We start from the raw sequence: 16,448 nt of genomic DNA, 5'->3' as shown, positions 1-16,448 counted from the left end.
ACTCCTTTATCAGTATAGATTCTAGTCACACGTACTCTGAAATAATGATAACAATTATGCTAAATAACAAGGAAAAAAATATCCCTGCCAGGGGCAGAGATATAAGATGCAGCGGACTATTCTGTGAATGTATCAGTGTTTCTCTGATTCATCCTCAGGTATATATTCGAGAACATCATGTAGGGTTAATGGACGACCAGAGAGCCGAATCAGTGTTGCCATCACGGTATTAAATGTTTTAAATTCGATTCGCTTGGATGTATTGTTACACATCTCATAGATGGTATTAGGTCTGATTTTTGCCTCACGAGCGAGAGCGTTTTTAGTAATCCCGATTTCTCGAAGTAATTCTTCAAGTTTAAAAATAATTCCCATACATACACCTCATTATAGAAATTTAAATAGAAATAGCATTAACTATTGAAGTTTATCTTTAAAGGATATAAAATAACCGCAAAGGTTAATCTTGAAAAGTTATAAAATTTACAAATATAATCTTTAGTAAAGACCGATTTAATAGATGTGAAGGGAGCTAATCTAAATGAACAAAGGTAATTTTGAAAAAGTAAGTGTCATTCTTGGTCCCTGTGATCTTCCACATATGTATGAGCTTTTTGAGGGCTATCTAATCAAGGACCGTTACGTCATGATGATCGACAATAGCGTGCTTACTCTTCGACATGTAAAAAAGGAAAGACATCATTCGCATCTATATTTTGATGGCGATACAGGCGGCATCACTCTTGCCAGATATGTACAACGTGAGGACATAGATGTGATTACCGAGTTAGTCGAACGGTTGCGCAACATGGATGCATTAAGTTTTCTTACAGACGAGTTGTTATGTAACACATGTCGAGAAGATATAGACTTTGATTTAGTTCGGAATAAAGGACTATGAAAAAATGGCGAACATAAATTCAGCTTCGAATTTTTATTCTCGTCTTATTTATATAATGTAACACAGAAGCGTAAAAGGGTGAAATGAACACTGCCGTAATAAAGGTACATATTTCCCCAAATGCTTTTGCATCCTAGTAGATTTAATTATATGCAATAAATATAGCGCCAGGCGGATTTCGAACCGTTCTGGCGCTTTTATTTTTAGAACTGTATGAGCCAAACTCATATATTCTTTTTATATCATGTGCAATTTGCTATTGAAGCAGTTGGACGAGATTTTCCCTGCGCTTGGCAAGCCTGCTCCCGAGGCTTACTCCTGCTAAGCTACATTGATTTTCATTATAGTCGTTCAGCATTAACAGCGACATTTAGTTCCATAATAGACTCCAACGCTCAGGAAGACTGTTCCTGAACGTTGTTTTGTACTTAGGACTATGTCTCTAGCAAGATCTTTCCTGTCTCAGAAAGGTCATATCCCTGAATGGCTCCCAGTTCCCGCCGGAAGCTGTCCGAATGAAGAATCTGCAATATAAGATCAATCCATTCCTGTCGCTCTGGTGTGCGCAGCATGACGATATCGTACTGCTCCTGAATGAGTGGAATAAACTGCACGGACCCCACAATACTGGCGGCCTTCTCGATTCCGATACCAACATCGGCTTCGCCGGAGGCGACCTTGCCTGCTACAGCCATATGATGCGTCGATTCGTCTTCATATCCGAGCAAGGCAGTGCGGTCTATGTGATGAAGACGAAGCTGCTCGTCGAGCAGGATGCGCGCGCCGGAGCCCTTCTCGCGATTCGCCAAACGCAGCCCCGGAAGCGCCAAGTCCTTCCAGCCCTGCAAACCATAAGGATTCCCTGTCTGGACATACAGCCCTGCTTGCCGGGATAACAGACGGATGACGAGGTACGAGAAGCCGTTCAGAATTTTGCGAATATAAGGCAAATTATACTCACCGCTGTCGCCGTCCCACAGATGCGTACTGACGATGTCTGCTTTGCCCTGGTACATAGAGATGAGACTGTCCAGACTACCCCCATATGAGCGGAGCGGGCGAATGGACGTCTGTTGGCTCTCAAGATGCTTGACGAGAATGTCGAGGCTGATATCCTGGCCAGTAATGACTGCTGTACTGGAGTTCTGCGTCGAACCGCCGGATAGCGAATGCGGCGGGATCATCATGGATATGGGTGTGGGTGATGGGTCGTGCTTCAGCAGTTGGCTTTTGGAGCGCTGCTTGTAAGCTTCGAGATCACTGGCATCCACCCGCATTTGCTTACCTACCCGGTACGAGGGGATCTCTCCTTTTTTGATCAGATCATAGACGGTCAGCTTGGATATCTTCAGTAGCTTGGCTATTTCCTCAGTCGTATAGGATACAGGAGAATTCATAGTAGACCTCCATTAATAACAGTATGATTGAAATGTATCAATTTCTGTGATGTATCATGCACAGTGTCTCATATATTGTACACCAAATCATCTGGCATAACAGAGGCTGGCGAAAAAGTCAGGAACATCAAGCTTCTAAACAGGCATAAGTGATACTTGCCAACTGCTCTTTGGTGGTTTACAAGGATTACCTTCATAGCTATAATGAGATATGAATTTATACTAGTTATATCTAATTATAACTAAACATGATTGAACGGGGGATGGAATTTGAGAAGAATCAAGTCTACGATTGGAAGTCTAGTAGCTATATGGGCACTAGTGGTGTTAGTTGCTTGCGGTTCCCAGAGTGCTGCGCCCGCAGCTCCTGTAGAGCCGGCGGCAACAGCAGCACAAACAACAACGGAGAATACAGCAGGCACGAAGGCACCGGACCAGCAACAGGTGGAGTTGACGATCTCTGCAGCGGCAAGCCTGACGGACGCCCTGAATGAGATTAAGACCGGATATGAGCGGGAGCACCCGAATGTGAAGCTGAACTTTAACTTCGGCGCCTCCGGTGCACTTCAGCGTCAGATTGAGCAAGGAGCGCCCGCAGACGTCTTTATCTCTGCCTCTACCTCCAGCATGAAGGCGCTTGAGGGAAAAGCCCTTGTCAAGAAGAGCAGCACGTTGCTCGCGAATGATCTGGTATTAGTCGTTCCTGCTAAGGATGGAGTGGCGCTCAAGAAACTGGATGACCTGAAGGGACAAGACATCAAGACAGTCGCGATTGGCATTCCTGACAGTGTGCCTGCGGGGAAATATGCACAGGAAGCGTTAACGAATCAAAAGCTGTGGAGTGAATTGGAGCCGAAGCTGGTACAAGCCAAGGATGTGCGACAGGTGCTGCAGTACGTAGCAACAGGTAACGCGGATGCGGGCTTCGTATACAAGACGGATGCACTTTCCACGAAGGATACAAGCATTGCGTTAACAGTGGACTCCAAGCTTCATTCTCCGATTACCTATCCGCTCGGTTTGGTAGCTGCCACAAGTCATGAGGAGGATGCACGTCAATTCTACGATTATTTGCAAACCGAGTCTGCGCTCCAGGTGATGGAAAAGTACGGCTTCCGTAAGGCGGAATAGTTGTTGACTGCTGTGAATTGGGCGGAATTTTGGCCTCCGGTACAGCTATCCCTGCAGGTCGCTTCTCTGTCCTGTGTGATCGTGCTGGTCCTAGGAGTACTGGCGGCCCGCTGGATAAGGCGAAGCCGCATACGTGGTAAGCTGGTGCTGGAGACCATTTTCATGCTTCCATTGGTGCTGCCTCCGACGGTAGTCGGGTTCCTGCTCCTGGTCATTCTGGGACGTCGAAGCTGGTTAGGACAATGGATCGAATGGCTGTTCCACGCGTCAGTCATCTTCTCCTGGTGGGCGGCGGTGCTGGCGTCTATCGTGGTGGCATTCCCGCTCGTCTATCAGACAATGAAGACGGCATTCGATGCGGTGGACCGTTCACTGGAGGACTCGGCCAGATCGGCAGGGGCTGGCGAATGGCAGATGTTTCGCTACATTACGCTGCCGCTGTCCTATCCTTCACTGCTGACTGCCGCGATACTGGGCTTCGCACGGTCGCTTGGCGAGTTTGGAGCGACGCTGATGATTGCCGGGAACATTCCGAATAAGACGCAGACGGTACCTACGGCGATCTATGTAGCTGTCGATGCAGGGAATCAGACGATGGCCTGGGCGTGGACGATTGCCATTGTCTTAATTTCATTTATTATGCTGCTTGTTGCGAGAAGGAAGACTTGAGCAAATGAAGCGTAATGATGTGTGTAATGCAGGCAATGAAAGCAGTAAAGTTAATATAGCCTAGAGGAAGTAAAAGAAGCAGAGGTAGTGCCTTAGACTATAAAGCTGTTTGCGCAGGACTGAATACGTATGAACCACCCCACAGGCTAGCGGAATGGATTGAAGAATCGTTGGGATCGTAATAGACTTTTTCATGGAGTCGCCCACCTTTCAGTTGGTTTGTAAGGGTACAAACCAACTGAAAGGTGGGCGACTTTACTTTTACCATTTAGTGGTTAATCAACAGGCCTGTACATTTATTTCTTTTGTGCAAACAGCCATTCAATCATATCCTGATTTTGCAGAGCCGGTACCCAGGAGAAGTGTCCTGTAGGTTTGATAATCCCTGCTTCGTATTCAGTAAAATGAATGAGGTTACCGTTTTGTGCTTTTATGGCAGCTACCATTTCTTGCGAGTTTTTAGGACTAACTGTGGTGTCGTCTGCAGCATGGAAGGCCCAAATCGGAACGTTTTTCAGTACTTCAACGTGTTTAGGATCGACAGGTGCATACATGTTAACGGCTTTTTCATAGTTGGTCAAACCGGCAATGGGTACACCTGCGGCGAACAAGTCAAGATTCTTTTCCAGCAGTCTCCACGTACCCATAGCTCCTTGAGAAATACCAACAATATAGATTCGGTCGGTGTCGATTGGGTATTTTAACGCTGTTTCACGTACCAAATCGGCTACAGCGCTGTTGCGTGGTTCATCCGCCCAAATGAATTTATGTTCCAAGTCAATCGGGCTTTGTGGTGCGATTACGAAGGATGGGTGTTTGGCTTGCTGCTCAGGAGAAGCCCAAGTAACAGCTCCGGCGTTTGCCAGCAAATTTACTCCGTTTCCGTCACCACGTTCGCCGTTTCCGTGCAGGAATACAACCAGAGGGTAGGTTTTGCCGGGCTCAACTTTAGGCTCAAACGTAAAGTAGTTCAGCTTGAAGCCTTCTTTATTTTCAAAGATGCTTTTTTGGAAATCGTCTACGATCGGTGTAATTTTATCTGTTGCTTTTACAGTCTGTGCAGAGGCTGGGATGACTGTTTTCTTTGAAGTTGCAATATCTTTCTTTTGACTAATAATATAATTCAACGTGTTGATGCGGTTAACTGCGCTTGTTGCATCGTAAGTAAGGGTACTTGCATTTTTATCTTGTGTATCCAGCTCAATCACGACATATTTACCATGAGTGCTGCGGTTGGTGATGGCTCCAGTATCATTGGTATATACACCGGTCACGGTTCTATCTGTATATACATCATTGAGTACAGATTGAACCTGAAAGCTAGACGTGGATAAAGATGCCCCGTCAATATTGGTGCTGTATTTCAGTACAACAGCAGAAACGACTTCACCCAAAGGCTGTACCTGTGTAAGCAGGGTAGCCTGTGGCGCTGGGACATCTGTTGCTGCTGCGGCAGAGCTGGAGGATGGGAAAAAGATCGTTAGCAGGAACACGAAAGATAATAAAACAGGGGCAAAACGTCTTCTTTGCATGAGATTAATCTCCTTTGGTGTCATTTTTTTAAAGCGCTTACTACATGTTCGGGATGGTTAACTGTATGCTGTGGAATCCATACAAATTAAAAAAAAAGGCAAACTCCGGGTACACAAGTGTACTCGGGTTTTGCCTTTTCAGTAACAATCCCACTTGAAGGATAGCACCTTCATTGGAATCTGACAAGTGAAAGCGCTACATTTTTTTGATGTTTTATTAAAAAAGTTTTACTTTCGCAACGGTAATATTATGGTATATAATCTCCTTAACTTAACACTGTTAACTTATATAACGATGTTAAAAAAAGGGGGATGAAATCATGAACCAATATGATGTTATTGTCATCGGTGCAGGATTGGGTGGCTTATCCTGTGCAGCAAGACTCTCTTCGCTCGGTTACCGAACAGCTGTTTTTGAGAGCCATACTCTGCCTGGCGGTTTCGCAACTGAATTTACAAGAAAGGGATACACTTTTGATGTCTCCTTGCATGGTGTCGGCGGACTCGAGGAAGGAAGCTTTGGTCAGATGCTGAAGGCCTGTAATGCGGACCAGCGAATTGTTCCTCTCCGCAAAAAGCACCCTTACTCCATTCGTTGGGAAGGCCAGAACATTGATATTCCGTCCGATGTTCAGGAGTATGTGCAGCTCCTCAAGAACATGTTTCCTACTGAGGTGAAAGCCATTGACAGTCTATTCGCGGGCATTCGCCGTTTTGAAACAGGCTTTTCTGCTTTTTCTACTCTCACTTCCTGGCGCAAGGCGGTTGGCCTGCTCAAAGCTGGGACCTTTCTCCGCTGGACGCAAATGACCACCTGGGAATCTGTAAGCCAGTTCGGGTTATCTGACCGCTTCACGGAATTTTTCACCGCGCTGTGGGCCTATTACGGATTGCCTCCAAAGCGACTTGCGGCCCTGTATTTTTTTATTCCCTGGATCGGCTACCACATGGAGGGGACGTATTACATTGAGGGAGGCGCACAGGCTTTATCTAATGCACTGGTTGACGCTATTAAGTCAGCGGGAGGAGAAGTTCACCTGCGCAGTCAGGTATCTGAGATTATACTCGAACATGGTAAAGCTGCTGGTGTCCGTCTGAAAAAAGGGGATGTATATAAAGCCAACTGGATTGTGTCTGGTATCAGTCCCCATCATACCTATGGCCGTCTACTGGAAAACCATGATGCTGCCCGTCGTGAGCTGGAAGCTGTCAGCAGTTTGGAGACTGGCACGTCTCTCACCCAGCTATATCTGGGATTATCATGTGAACCTCATGAGCTTGGCATCACCGAAGAAGACTTAATCCTGCGTAATGAGCCGGATTCGGAGACAGATTATGAAGTAATGATGAGCGGCCAGTACACGAAAGGCAACTGGATGCTCACGAATTATAACGCCATGGACCCTAAGCTCAATGAACCGGGAAAGGGTGTCATCGCAATTACATTTTTGGACAGATTGGAGAACTGGCCTGCCGCACGTCCCGAATACAAAGCCAAAAAAGAAGCCGTGACACAGCAGATATTGGGATGCCTTGAACAGCTGTATCCGGGTTTTAGCAGCAAAGTGATGGTAGCCGAATTGGGCACACCACGCACGATGCAGCGTTATACCGCTAATCCCGACGGGGCTGTTTATGGCTACGCACAAACGGTTCGGCAGTCCGGTATAAAAAGGCTCAAGCACAAATCAGCAGTAAAGCGTCTATCATTGGTAGGGGCCTGGACACAGCCTGGGGGCGGGTTTCAAGGGGTTATGGAATCGGGTATAATGGAAGCTGATCGTATCGCCGCCAAATTGGGGTAGGCAGAAAGGGCAAGTACATCTACTCATGAAACATATCAAACGCCGAGAACGTGAAAGCAATGAGATCCGCCGGAAAATCATTGAGGCCGCCCGATCGCTTTTTCTGAATCAAGGGTATGCTGAAGTCTCCATGCGCAAAATTGCGGATCAGATTGAATATTCACCAACAACTATTTATCATTATTTCGAAAATAAGGAAGCCATTGTAATCGAACTCCTGCTAGAAGGAAATGCCCTGTTTCTGCAGGCTCTTCAGCAACGTGCGGATGAAGCACAGGCAGCGGGATTGAACGCTCTGGACACACTGAAGGCGGTGTCTGATGCGTATGTTCGTTTTGGAACGGCTAACCCGGAATATTACAACATTCTGTTTATCAGCAACCTGGAATCTGTAAGCTTGGTTAGTCTTATAGACAGTGGGAGCCTTAAAGGCTTTGAGCTTCTTGAAGCTGGGCTCAAAGCCGTTATGGAGGAGGGTTCCATCATTCAAGGAGATGAGCGCTTGTTCGCCAGCTCTGTATGGAGTATGCTGCACGGCTTGACTTCTTTGCTCCTGAATTTTGATTTTCCTATGGCACAATCAAATGATGAATTGATTTCATTTACTATAGATACTTTCCTCAAGGGGTTAAGCCGCTGATGCAGCGGCTAACTTTCTTTACCTCACATCACTGTACATGTGAATCCGCATACGACCCTTCCGAAAGATTAACGAAGTTCCAAATCTGAAAGCTGCTTAAGCACGGCTTCAATACGACGTTTATCTTTTTTGAGCATCACGAGCTGCAAAGAAGCAAGAAGCAGATCTGAGATATTGGCCCAAGCGTCTGCTTCCAGAGCGGGCAGAAGATCCCGATGAATCATAATATCTAGCCCCTCCGTTGCAATCTTCTGATGAAGCTCACTACTGGATAGCCATTCAATCACCTGCTCAGCTGTAGGACAAGAGTAGGCGAAAAGTACTGCCCAGCCATCGACCGGATGATTGACCTTATCCCGTATCCAGTTAATGACCTGCGGTGAATGAAAATGCTGTAGCTGCCCATTAGCGGTGTATCCTTCTAATTTGCCATCTGCAACCGAATGCTGTAGCAGGTGATTGCAAACACATACCAAGCCTTCCTGCTCGGGTAGGCAGCGGGCGCTCAGATAGGCGCGTGTGGACGCAAATGTACCCTTAGCATGTAGGGGATTGTTCTGAGCTAAAGATGTCCATACTTGCGCGGTTTCCGGTTCCCACAAGGAGCGAACCCAATCAGCAGCCCCACCCCCTGCGGTCTCCCCTATCCAAACGGCCCATGTAGAGAATGGAACCTGGCTATGTTGAATGTTCTGCCAGTGCTGCTCCCAGGCAAGAAAAATATCCTTTGGATCATAGGCTTGAAAAGCCTGCAACACAGCAGGATGATCTACGCCATGCATGGTGGTGTAATGGATCAGCGTCTCCAACGACTGCGCATCCTCCAGCTTCATCGTACAAAACATGTCCAACCAGCGTTGCCACAGTTGTAGTGGTGGACTGTTTAGCTGAATGCCATGCTCGTCTGACACGTTAGACCAATCCCACAGCCATAGTCCGTGCAAGGTGAGCATGGTTTCTATATAGGCGGGTAGATTTTCTGCGAGCAGCGTAAACTGATCCAACTCATGATCATAACAGAACACCGCTGGCTCTGTTGCGGATGTCGCCATATCAAGCAGTATCGGATCACCCGCACCATTATAATTAAGGATCAGATATCGTTGCTCGTCCGCTGCTGAGTCGGTATCTTCCCCATAAGATGTAAAATAGCCAATATACTCATGATTCCAGCCAAATTCTCCTGCGATATCGTCGAGGATATTCGGTTCTTGTTCAAGGCCATTACTGCTTTCATATGAACAAGCCGGTTCATCGGCTACAATACAGTGTTGAGGGAGGCACCATAGCAAATGTAAGCTGCCACACCGCTTTATCAACTCAGACAGGGAGGCAGGCAAAGGCATCTGCAGCCGTTCCTCCAGCTCAGTTAGTTCACTTGTAGAAATCCCCTTCGACCATTGGTATACCACGTCAGACATCCCACCTTGTCTCAGACGATCGGCGATCTGTCCCAGCTTTTCTAAGGTTCGTTCAAAATGTACTGTCATTCGTATTTGTCCTCCTCTTACTCTACAACCTGGCAATGCTCTTTTTGCAAGAATGCTAGAATTTCATCACGAAGTGCTATCGCTGTGGGTTTATAAATGATCGCCACTTCGCGTCCATATGCATAGTTAAAACGCACATATCCGCCTAGAGTCTGAAGAAAAGCCATGCAGATATGCTCGTTTTCAATCCATAGATTTGAGTCAAAATGCTGTTTAAAACGCTGAGCCAATACCTGTATAGATGCTGGAGCTATTTGCAAGGCTTGATCGTTCGGATGGGCTGAACCGCAAGCTTGCGCCGTCTCCGGTGGATTAAATAGTAGAAATGTTGCTGCTCTATCCAGATTGACAGGTTCGAAATAACGGGGGAATGGCTCTATTCTTCCGAATTCATCCTGTAGTATATGCTCCAGTGTATCTGTAAATGGGACCTGAACATCTAATGGCTTCTTAGTAATGACCTCCGAATGTCGCGGTAGCCACAGCAAACCTTCGACCTGAGGGTGCACCGCTAGGAAATCCCCATCTATGGAGCTACCGATGACCACGCACTCGCCTAGCTGTTGCACGGTGATTGGACAGTTATCATCATGCGCCCACAGTTCGTAATCCGCATAGGATTGTAATAGTTGAGCATCAGGCGGTTCAATCACCAGCAGTCCGCAAAAGGTACCAGGCCCATAGCGGGTGAGGAATGCTACATAGGGAGGTGGTAAAGTTAATCCATAGGTATGTTCGAAAGTTGTCAGTTCTTCGGTAGCCACCGTCGTATGTTGTGTGGAAACCCAATACATATGAATACACCTGCTTTCCGGCACTCTATCTATAGGGGTAGAGTCCAAAAGTAAATGAGAGATATGCTATAATCAGGAAATAAAATAGTTATAGATTAGTCTATCTTAATTCCGTAGGAACTACAATTTGTGAGGGGACGAAGGAGGAACACATCTTATGACATCAGGGGTACAAGCCTACATCGGTCCAATTTTTGAGGAGATTGACCAGACATACGCTTCTGAGCAAAAGCGCATCGCCGAATTCCAAATCAAAAGCGTCCTTCACGAAGGGATTCATGAATACTTAAAAGTTACTTGTAAGAAGGATGGGCTGTGGGTGGATACCCACGAACCGTTTGATTGGGATCGTCGTAGACCGGATGCGGAAATTTCTGGGTTTACAGATGGGGTAACATTGCAGCCGGTGCAGGACGAATGGATGCCTATGTTCAAGGAAAAGATAGAGGCGCTATTTAATTCGGAAGAATTCAGCTCCATGTTCTTTCGTTATCGACTGGATTTTCATCTGGAAGTGGTCTTGGAGAATAAGGCCAATCATTTTACATTCTCACTCCTAAATGAAGATAAACGGCAGCAACTGTTAGCCACTATCCAACAGTTTGTAGAGCAGAAGCTCAACCCCTCCAGTAAAGCTATCCCGAAGGAAGAGGACGATTTCTTCTTAGTGAGACACTTGCTTGATCCTCATTTGTACCCTGTAAACGCCCAGCGGATGAATGAGTTGCTGAATCGAATGGATGCCAAAGTGAAGGTCAGCCGCAAGCGTGAGGAAGCATGGAGGTATCAGCTCAGCAGTGGCTTAAAGCATTGGGCTGAGGATGAATTTCTGCTGAAGTATGCGGATCGGGAAAAAAGCTATGGACTGGATTATAAAGTGAAGCCCGATATTCTCCCTTCGGAAATTCCCGCGCCAGCCATGGAGATGTTCCTGCTTACCGCGATGCGGGTGGGCTCGACCGATGCCGATGCACGGCAGAAGTATTTGGAGATTGCTGCACAGTTGGGTTCGGATCAGGCAGCCCAGTGGCTTAAGAACGGATCAGGAAGCATCCCAGCGTTATATACAAGTGAGCGAGTCATCTGCCAAGCCAATGATATTTTGCAAACGCTGGAGGTTCAGATTCGTTCAGAGGAAGAAGAGAGCTATAGAGAAGCACTCGTATATTTATGCGATATTTTAAGAAAGGGCTTTACCAAGGAATATCGGATGAAGTTCAAAAGCAAGGTGAAAAACTACCTGCCTGTACCCAAGTTGGCTAAATCTACGTTGCATCGTTTCTTCGCCAATGCACTTGAATATCCTGCGCTGCATCCGTTGCTGGCTGAATATGCTGAGGTCGTGATGGAAGAGTTCAAGTGGTATAACGATGTAGAGCCCGGTGAAAAGTCGGCAATGCCGGGAACCTATGCGGTGATGGGACTGGGCCTAAAAGGAAAGAACTATTTCCCATTAGTGAATCGTTATATGAAGCTGGTGGACAGTGAACATCAGTCCGTACAGGACGGTTACGCCGCTGTATTTGCTGACGCACACGGACTGACACCGGACACGATACCCGTTTGGACGAGGGTTCTACTGGCAGGCAACGAGTCTGCCAAACCACTGAAGTCATCCGGAATTGAAACCGTAGAGCAGGCACAGGTACTGGTGGAGGAGCTTAAGAAGCTGGAGAACTACGAACAAGAGGTGCTTGTTTATCGTATATGGGGTGGCGCGAAGAAACTAAAAAACAGCCTGAAGCAGGCTGTCCCTGAGGTAAAAGAGCTGCTGGAAACGCTTATTCCATAAAAGCATCATATTCATGATAATATCGCAGTCCTTGCGCAATGCGTTCAATATCCGGCTCGCTTCCGCTGTGGCGTAACACTTCAATGACATCCTGTACAGTCGCCACCTCCAGCCAAGATTGCACCTGATGGTCTGGCAGAGATGCAGGTATACTTTCATCACGATGATTGGTGACGGTGAGACCGGCATCCTCCAGTTCCCACAATTCTTCCTCGGGAATGATGTAATAGGTAGAATTGAGCGGATTACTTTGAACATGTTTCAGATTGGCAAATACCCATTCATTGATTTCTGTTTGGTCAACGGCATGGACCAGTGCTTCAAGGCTGTCAAAAGTTTGTATGCTCATGTATGGAGACTCCTCTCTTAGCCGCTGGCTTATGCTGTAGCTTTTGTAATATCTTTAAGATGGACTGGCGATTCTTCGCATCCTTAATGTACCTGGGAATGGAGTGGGAAGCCGTACGCATCATACCGGATGCAGGCTTTTCTCGCAACTCGGCAGAGATATAGGAGAGCAGGTAATTCAGGTGTATCCGGTTAAGAGCCCAGACAGGTTTCCCCCGATAGTAATCTAGGAAGTACAGCTGGAGCTGGAAAATAGGGTCTTTTCCGTTTTGGATCACGTTCGTATGCCATTCGCGTGATTGCACACGATGCACCGGAACCTGATTGCGTGTCTCACAGTGCGGACAGTTTATATTTGTATTTTTATGGAGTTTCGTTCGGTCATCATGGATTTCGATATTAAAATACCGTTCGCAATGGTTGCATACGCCGCGTGCATAGAATGTATAAGATTCGGGCTGCTGATATGTGTAGTAACAATGAGAACATCGAACGACGTAATAACAGTCTTTTTTGGATATGGAAATAAAAGCTTGGCCCTGACAACGGGGGCAGTGAACAGTTACCTGTTCTCCTCTTCTAATCACGGCGCTAAAGTCATATTTGTATCCATATTCATCTTTGAAGCGTTTTTGCTCCATGTTCGTTCCTCCTTTTCGGAAAGATCGTAAAAACGCACTCTTTATATTTCATATGTTATAATATTCCTTAACAACAGAATGGCTTAGATGGGCGGTCGGCTAGTCTCCTGTGAGGGAGGTGAGGCCTGTGGAGGTTAAAGACACCTTAATGTTGATGATTCAATTCGCAACGTTGGTGATTCTGATTCTTTCCTTCCATAAAAAGAAATAGACCGCCCGTGGTAGGAACCGGTCTATTTCGAATACCGTGAACTTGCAGCCACCGCCCTTAAAAGCGGCTGTTGCCAAAGAGTGAGGATGTTGACGCATCTTCACTCTTTTTTAGAATATACATCTTATTCCCATTTTAACACTTGAAAAAGACCTTTTCAATGTGCCTAAGAGCGAAAAGGTGAATAAAGATGCGCGAAAGGAGAGGGCGAGCATGAGCATTTTTACAGGACTACAGCGTCCGCAATTCCAGGCTTACTATGATGAGGCTTTTCTAATAGAGCATCGTTTTGAAAATGGTATGGGCTTTCCGCCTTCTTATATAGATTATGTCAAAACTCTTGGTTACGGGCGACTATGCGGCTTATGGAACATTCATATTCCTCTTGGCGATCACCCGGATTCATGGCTTCATCGTTATCATGATTGGCGGGCTTGGTTTGATGATTTGCTGGAATCAGAAGAGGTTTTACAAGAAGCGGCGCTGGAGCCAGATGGTTTTCCGGAGCTTTTGGAGCATGCGGTCCCTTTCGCTTCCAGTGAAGAGGATGACTTGCTGATCTGGGATATTCAATCGCCTGATGAACGGGGGGAATTCCCAATCTATGCTTTGAATCTGCGCACATGGGGCAATTTTCGGTATGCAGCCTCGGATTTGTATAGCCTCGTCGAAGCGTTGGTGGATGAAGAGCGCGTGAAGTCGGTATTGGGGACAGAGCGTACATCATTCCCATATACGTTTGAACCCTTTTAACAGGTCAAATAACCACCTTGGCATTCAAACTTCAAGGTGGTTATTTGTGCTGCTATTCTTCCTAGCGGTCATCATATTGGGCTAAATATTGCTGTACCAACTCATATCCAGCCACGCCCATTACCGTATATTGATTATATTCTTCCAGTTCCAGATTGCGTATATATTCATCCCCACAGTATAGATGGCCCGCGCAATTAAAATATTTTAGCTGCTGTTGTTCCTCGGAAAGAGGGCGATGATCGATAATGGGCCATACTCCTTTCGTCAGATTTTGGGTGGCGGTGAATATAACTTCAAATCGGCCGCGATAATTTGTGAACGGAAGATATGTCGTTTCTCCCTCGTACGCTTGATTCTGGCCTATGGATAGAACCCCGAAGGAGAACGCTTTTTTGAATCTACCATACAGTGCGCAGATCACCTGACATACCGCAAATCGGCCGTCATGCAGGGGGATAACAAAAATATCGCCTTCCTGATGTTTGATTCTTTTGAACACCATCGTCAGGCCAGCTCTTCCTGAAGGATCTCTGTTTTTAGACCTTTAGCGCTGGTAATCGTAATGCTGATCGCATCATAGCCGTTCCGCTTCGCATCTTCAAAATCGCATCGTTCGCCATTGATCAGCTCTAACTGCCCATTCTCATCTACATCGTCTGCAAACTCGTCATCCCAATCAACATTATAAAAGGCAGTTACGCTTACCTCGAAAGTATCTTCACCATCTTCGTCCAGATAGGGCAGCAGGGGAGTGCGATTGTTCTGCTGCTCCTTGGTATAAACTTCGCATAGCAGAGCATCGTAACCATGGCGGGTTCCGTCAAAAATCACGATCTGTTCACCTGTGACTGCATCTTCTGCAATAATGAGTTGGGGTGCAAATTCAGTACCAGTGATCAGCTCGTCCATAAGTTCTCCGTAATAAAAAATGTGGAATTTCGTATGTCCTGCCTGTGAACGAAGCGTACCTGTCCACTCCTGCTCGACCCATGCCTCGGGGTTTTCGGGTACAACCCAACCCTCCAAATAAGCCGGTCCCTGCTTAGCATTATGTATTTCTGTCATCATTAGGCCTTCCTTTCTGCTCGTTGAGTCGTTCAATTACCTGATTAAAAAACGTTGTAAAGTCTGTTGCCACCAGATACAAATGTCCGCATTCGTCCTGCTCTGCAATATCATAGTTCAGTTTGTCATCATAAGCATGAAGATGTGTGCGGTCCCAGTAGTACACATACGGGGTGTATTGCTTACATGTCAGAACGTAAAAATTGTCGCCCGCATCTGCACCAATCAACAAAGCGCTCTCGACATGATTGATTTCATCCAGAAATTCATCATTAATCGCTAGAAGGTCATGATTTTTGTTGGATACCTCATATCCGAAAAAACAAGTCAAATCAATGTCTCCGTTATCCACTCGATCGAAGGGCACATTGCAATAAAAAGGGGCGGCTACATAAAATCCGTTATATTGTGAAAGAAAACGTTTATAGCCAGCGGGCAATATACGCTGTATCTGTTCCTCCAATGCTGCGATCTGGGCAGGCAAAAGCCCTGATTCAATTGCGAATGACATCAACAACCAGCCCCCTTGATTCTAGTAAACCATAGATCTCTTTTTTGGAAATGAGACGACGCAGCGGTGCATCACTGTGAGATTATGTCATCGATAGGGTAACGATTTTGTTGTTCTCATCCACATCTACCTTCACATTCACTCCCAGCTTATCCTTAAACAGCTTACTGATATTGATATAGTCATCCTTAACCGGACGGCTTGAATTACCAGTTGTGCGAGTCATCCCAGCGGTGATGATGGAACGGACGTATGTTTTATCGAGCTTGGCTTCGGGATTATAGGTATAAATCATCCGTTCATGCTGATTATAAAAATGGGTTAATTCCGTGTAGTCGTTAGCATTCTCATACTGCTTTTCCTCACGCACATACTCAGGGTGGTCCATGGTGTAGTGGATTCCCCCGTCGAGGAAAGGATTTTCCTTGGAGGTTCGGAGTTCATATTGTCCATAGGCTAGCTGAAACAGATACTCTAAGCCTGAGCCCTCCGCCTGGTAGTAGAGCTGACGACTGTCCCCTCTTTTATCTATAGCGGCATAGCTACTGATTAAAGGCCAGGCATCATACTTTTTATCCTTTACCTCAATGGCAAGCTTGTAATGTACAAGCACCTTTTCATTTTGAAATAATCCAAAGCTGCTCATAATAAAATACGCAGGCACACATATAATTCCGATAATTAATATGAATATAAATATTCTTACACGCATAAGTAGAGTGATTCTCCTTTGGTTGTCGATTATGTGGAAAGCTCCCGTTTGGC

General features: G+C 46.1%; 19 protein-coding genes. 8 read left to right on the top strand and 11 right to left on the bottom strand.

The genetic code is table 11. The features are described 5' to 3' along the window. Positions 1-132: 132 nt before the first annotated feature. On the bottom strand, positions 133-375 hold the full coding sequence (locus ACWA2B_RS05110) for a helix-turn-helix domain-containing protein (RefSeq protein WP_449291761.1): 243 nt from the start codon (positions 373-375) through the stop codon (positions 133-135). A gap of 166 nt (positions 376-541) precedes the next feature. Between ACWA2B_RS05110 and ACWA2B_RS05105 the strand changes: the two genes are divergently transcribed. Next, entirely contained in the window at positions 542-901 is a 360-nt protein-coding gene (locus ACWA2B_RS05105; RefSeq protein WP_318627954.1) for a hypothetical protein, read from the top strand. A 434-nt stretch (positions 902-1,335) separates the two neighbouring features. Here ACWA2B_RS05105 and ACWA2B_RS05100 read toward each other — a convergent pair whose 3' ends face one another. Further along, positions 1,336-2,298 (bottom strand): substrate-binding domain-containing protein, encoded by a 963-nt coding sequence (locus tag ACWA2B_RS05100; RefSeq protein WP_069010054.1) that lies wholly within the window; start codon positions 2,296-2,298, stop codon positions 1,336-1,338. A 270-nt stretch (positions 2,299-2,568) separates the two neighbouring features. Between ACWA2B_RS05100 and modA the strand changes: the two genes are divergently transcribed. Further along, on the top strand, positions 2,569-3,429 hold the full coding sequence (modA, locus tag ACWA2B_RS05095) for a molybdate ABC transporter substrate-binding protein (RefSeq protein ID WP_029518568.1): 861 nt from the start codon (positions 2,569-2,571) through the stop codon (positions 3,427-3,429). Positions 3,430-3,432: 3 nt separating this feature from the next. Beyond that, positions 3,433-4,098 carry a molybdate ABC transporter permease subunit gene (modB, locus tag ACWA2B_RS05090; protein WP_029518567.1) on the top strand — a complete coding sequence of 222 codons (666 nt, stop codon included), beginning with the start codon at positions 3,433-3,435 and terminating at the stop codon, positions 4,096-4,098. Between the two features lie 296 nt (positions 4,099-4,394). Here modB and ACWA2B_RS05085 read toward each other — a convergent pair whose 3' ends face one another. Beyond that, positions 4,395-5,630, bottom strand: coding sequence for a PHB depolymerase family esterase (locus ACWA2B_RS05085; RefSeq protein WP_029518566.1), 1,236 nt, complete (start codon positions 5,628-5,630; stop codon positions 4,395-4,397). A gap of 320 nt (positions 5,631-5,950) precedes the next feature. Between ACWA2B_RS05085 and ACWA2B_RS05080 the strand changes: the two genes are divergently transcribed. Further along, positions 5,951-7,435, top strand: a complete 1,485-nt coding sequence (locus tag ACWA2B_RS05080; protein ID WP_049817033.1) for a phytoene desaturase family protein — start codon at positions 5,951-5,953, stop codon at positions 7,433-7,435. A 25-nt stretch (positions 7,436-7,460) separates the two neighbouring features. Then, on the top strand, positions 7,461-8,075 hold the full coding sequence (locus ACWA2B_RS05075; protein WP_029518565.1) for a TetR/AcrR family transcriptional regulator: 615 nt from the start codon (positions 7,461-7,463) through the stop codon (positions 8,073-8,075). Positions 8,076-8,143: 68 nt separating this feature from the next. On the opposite strand, the gene ACWA2B_RS05070 is transcribed toward ACWA2B_RS05075, so the two are convergent. Together ACWA2B_RS05070 and ACWA2B_RS05065 are read right to left on the bottom strand one after the other, a co-directional pair. After that, complete coding sequence (locus tag ACWA2B_RS05070; protein WP_318627953.1) at positions 8,144-9,565, bottom strand: SMI1/KNR4 family protein; 1,422 nt, start codon at positions 9,563-9,565, stop codon at positions 8,144-8,146. A gap of 17 nt (positions 9,566-9,582) precedes the next feature. Then, positions 9,583-10,359, bottom strand: coding sequence for an SMI1/KNR4 family protein (locus ACWA2B_RS05065; RefSeq protein WP_318627952.1), 777 nt, complete (start codon positions 10,357-10,359; stop codon positions 9,583-9,585). 157 nt (positions 10,360-10,516) lie between these two features. On the opposite strand from ACWA2B_RS05065, the gene ACWA2B_RS05060 reads away from it, so the two are divergent. Beyond that, on the top strand, positions 10,517-12,151 hold the full coding sequence (locus tag ACWA2B_RS05060; protein ID WP_449291760.1) for a DUF6138 family protein: 1,635 nt from the start codon (positions 10,517-10,519) through the stop codon (positions 12,149-12,151). Here the strand turns inward: ACWA2B_RS05060 and ACWA2B_RS05055 are convergent. Further along, positions 12,141-12,500: a DUF7716 domain-containing protein gene (locus ACWA2B_RS05055; protein WP_176715670.1), complete on the bottom strand. Its 360-nt coding sequence runs from the start codon at positions 12,498-12,500 to the stop codon at positions 12,141-12,143. The two genes, ACWA2B_RS05060 and ACWA2B_RS05055, sit on opposite strands and share 11 nt — an antisense overlap. Then, positions 12,481-13,140 (bottom strand): DNA gyrase inhibitor YacG, encoded by a 660-nt coding sequence (locus ACWA2B_RS05050; protein ID WP_069010047.1) that lies wholly within the window; start codon positions 13,138-13,140, stop codon positions 12,481-12,483. The genes ACWA2B_RS05055 and ACWA2B_RS05050 overlap by 20 nt, the downstream gene beginning before the upstream one ends. A gap of 109 nt (positions 13,141-13,249) precedes the next feature. Between ACWA2B_RS05050 and ACWA2B_RS05045 the strand changes: the two genes are divergently transcribed. Next, positions 13,250-13,351: a putative holin-like toxin gene (locus ACWA2B_RS05045; protein ID WP_219728090.1), complete on the top strand. Its 102-nt coding sequence runs from the start codon at positions 13,250-13,252 to the stop codon at positions 13,349-13,351. 213 nt (positions 13,352-13,564) lie between these two features. Further along, positions 13,565-14,104 carry an HAD family hydrolase gene (locus ACWA2B_RS05040; RefSeq protein ID WP_029518560.1) on the top strand — a complete coding sequence of 180 codons (540 nt, stop codon included), beginning with the start codon at positions 13,565-13,567 and terminating at the stop codon, positions 14,102-14,104. A gap of 61 nt (positions 14,105-14,165) precedes the next feature. On the opposite strand, the gene ACWA2B_RS05035 is transcribed toward ACWA2B_RS05040, so the two are convergent. The 4 genes from ACWA2B_RS05035 to ACWA2B_RS05020 form a co-directional block, all read right to left on the bottom strand. Next, the gene (locus ACWA2B_RS05035; RefSeq protein WP_069010046.1) at positions 14,166-14,609 is read right to left on the bottom strand and encodes an immunity 26/phosphotriesterase HocA family protein; all 444 of its coding nucleotides are present in this window, start codon (positions 14,607-14,609) and stop codon (positions 14,166-14,168) included. 2 nt (positions 14,610-14,611) lie between these two features. After that, complete coding sequence (locus ACWA2B_RS05030) at positions 14,612-15,172, bottom strand: hypothetical protein (protein WP_069010045.1); 561 nt, start codon at positions 15,170-15,172, stop codon at positions 14,612-14,614. After that, on the bottom strand, positions 15,156-15,683 hold the full coding sequence (locus ACWA2B_RS05025) for an SMI1/KNR4 family protein (RefSeq protein ID WP_081317503.1): 528 nt from the start codon (positions 15,681-15,683) through the stop codon (positions 15,156-15,158). Before ACWA2B_RS05025 ends, ACWA2B_RS05030 begins: the two co-directional genes overlap by 17 nt. 82 nt (positions 15,684-15,765) lie before the next feature. Continuing rightward, on the bottom strand, positions 15,766-16,395 hold the full coding sequence (locus ACWA2B_RS05020; RefSeq protein WP_069010044.1) for a hypothetical protein: 630 nt from the start codon (positions 16,393-16,395) through the stop codon (positions 15,766-15,768). Between the last annotated feature and the right edge of the window lie 53 nt (positions 16,396-16,448).

Source organism: Paenibacillus sp. CMM36 (assembly GCF_053570945.1).
This window is presented reverse-complemented; position numbering and strand designations above follow the sequence as displayed.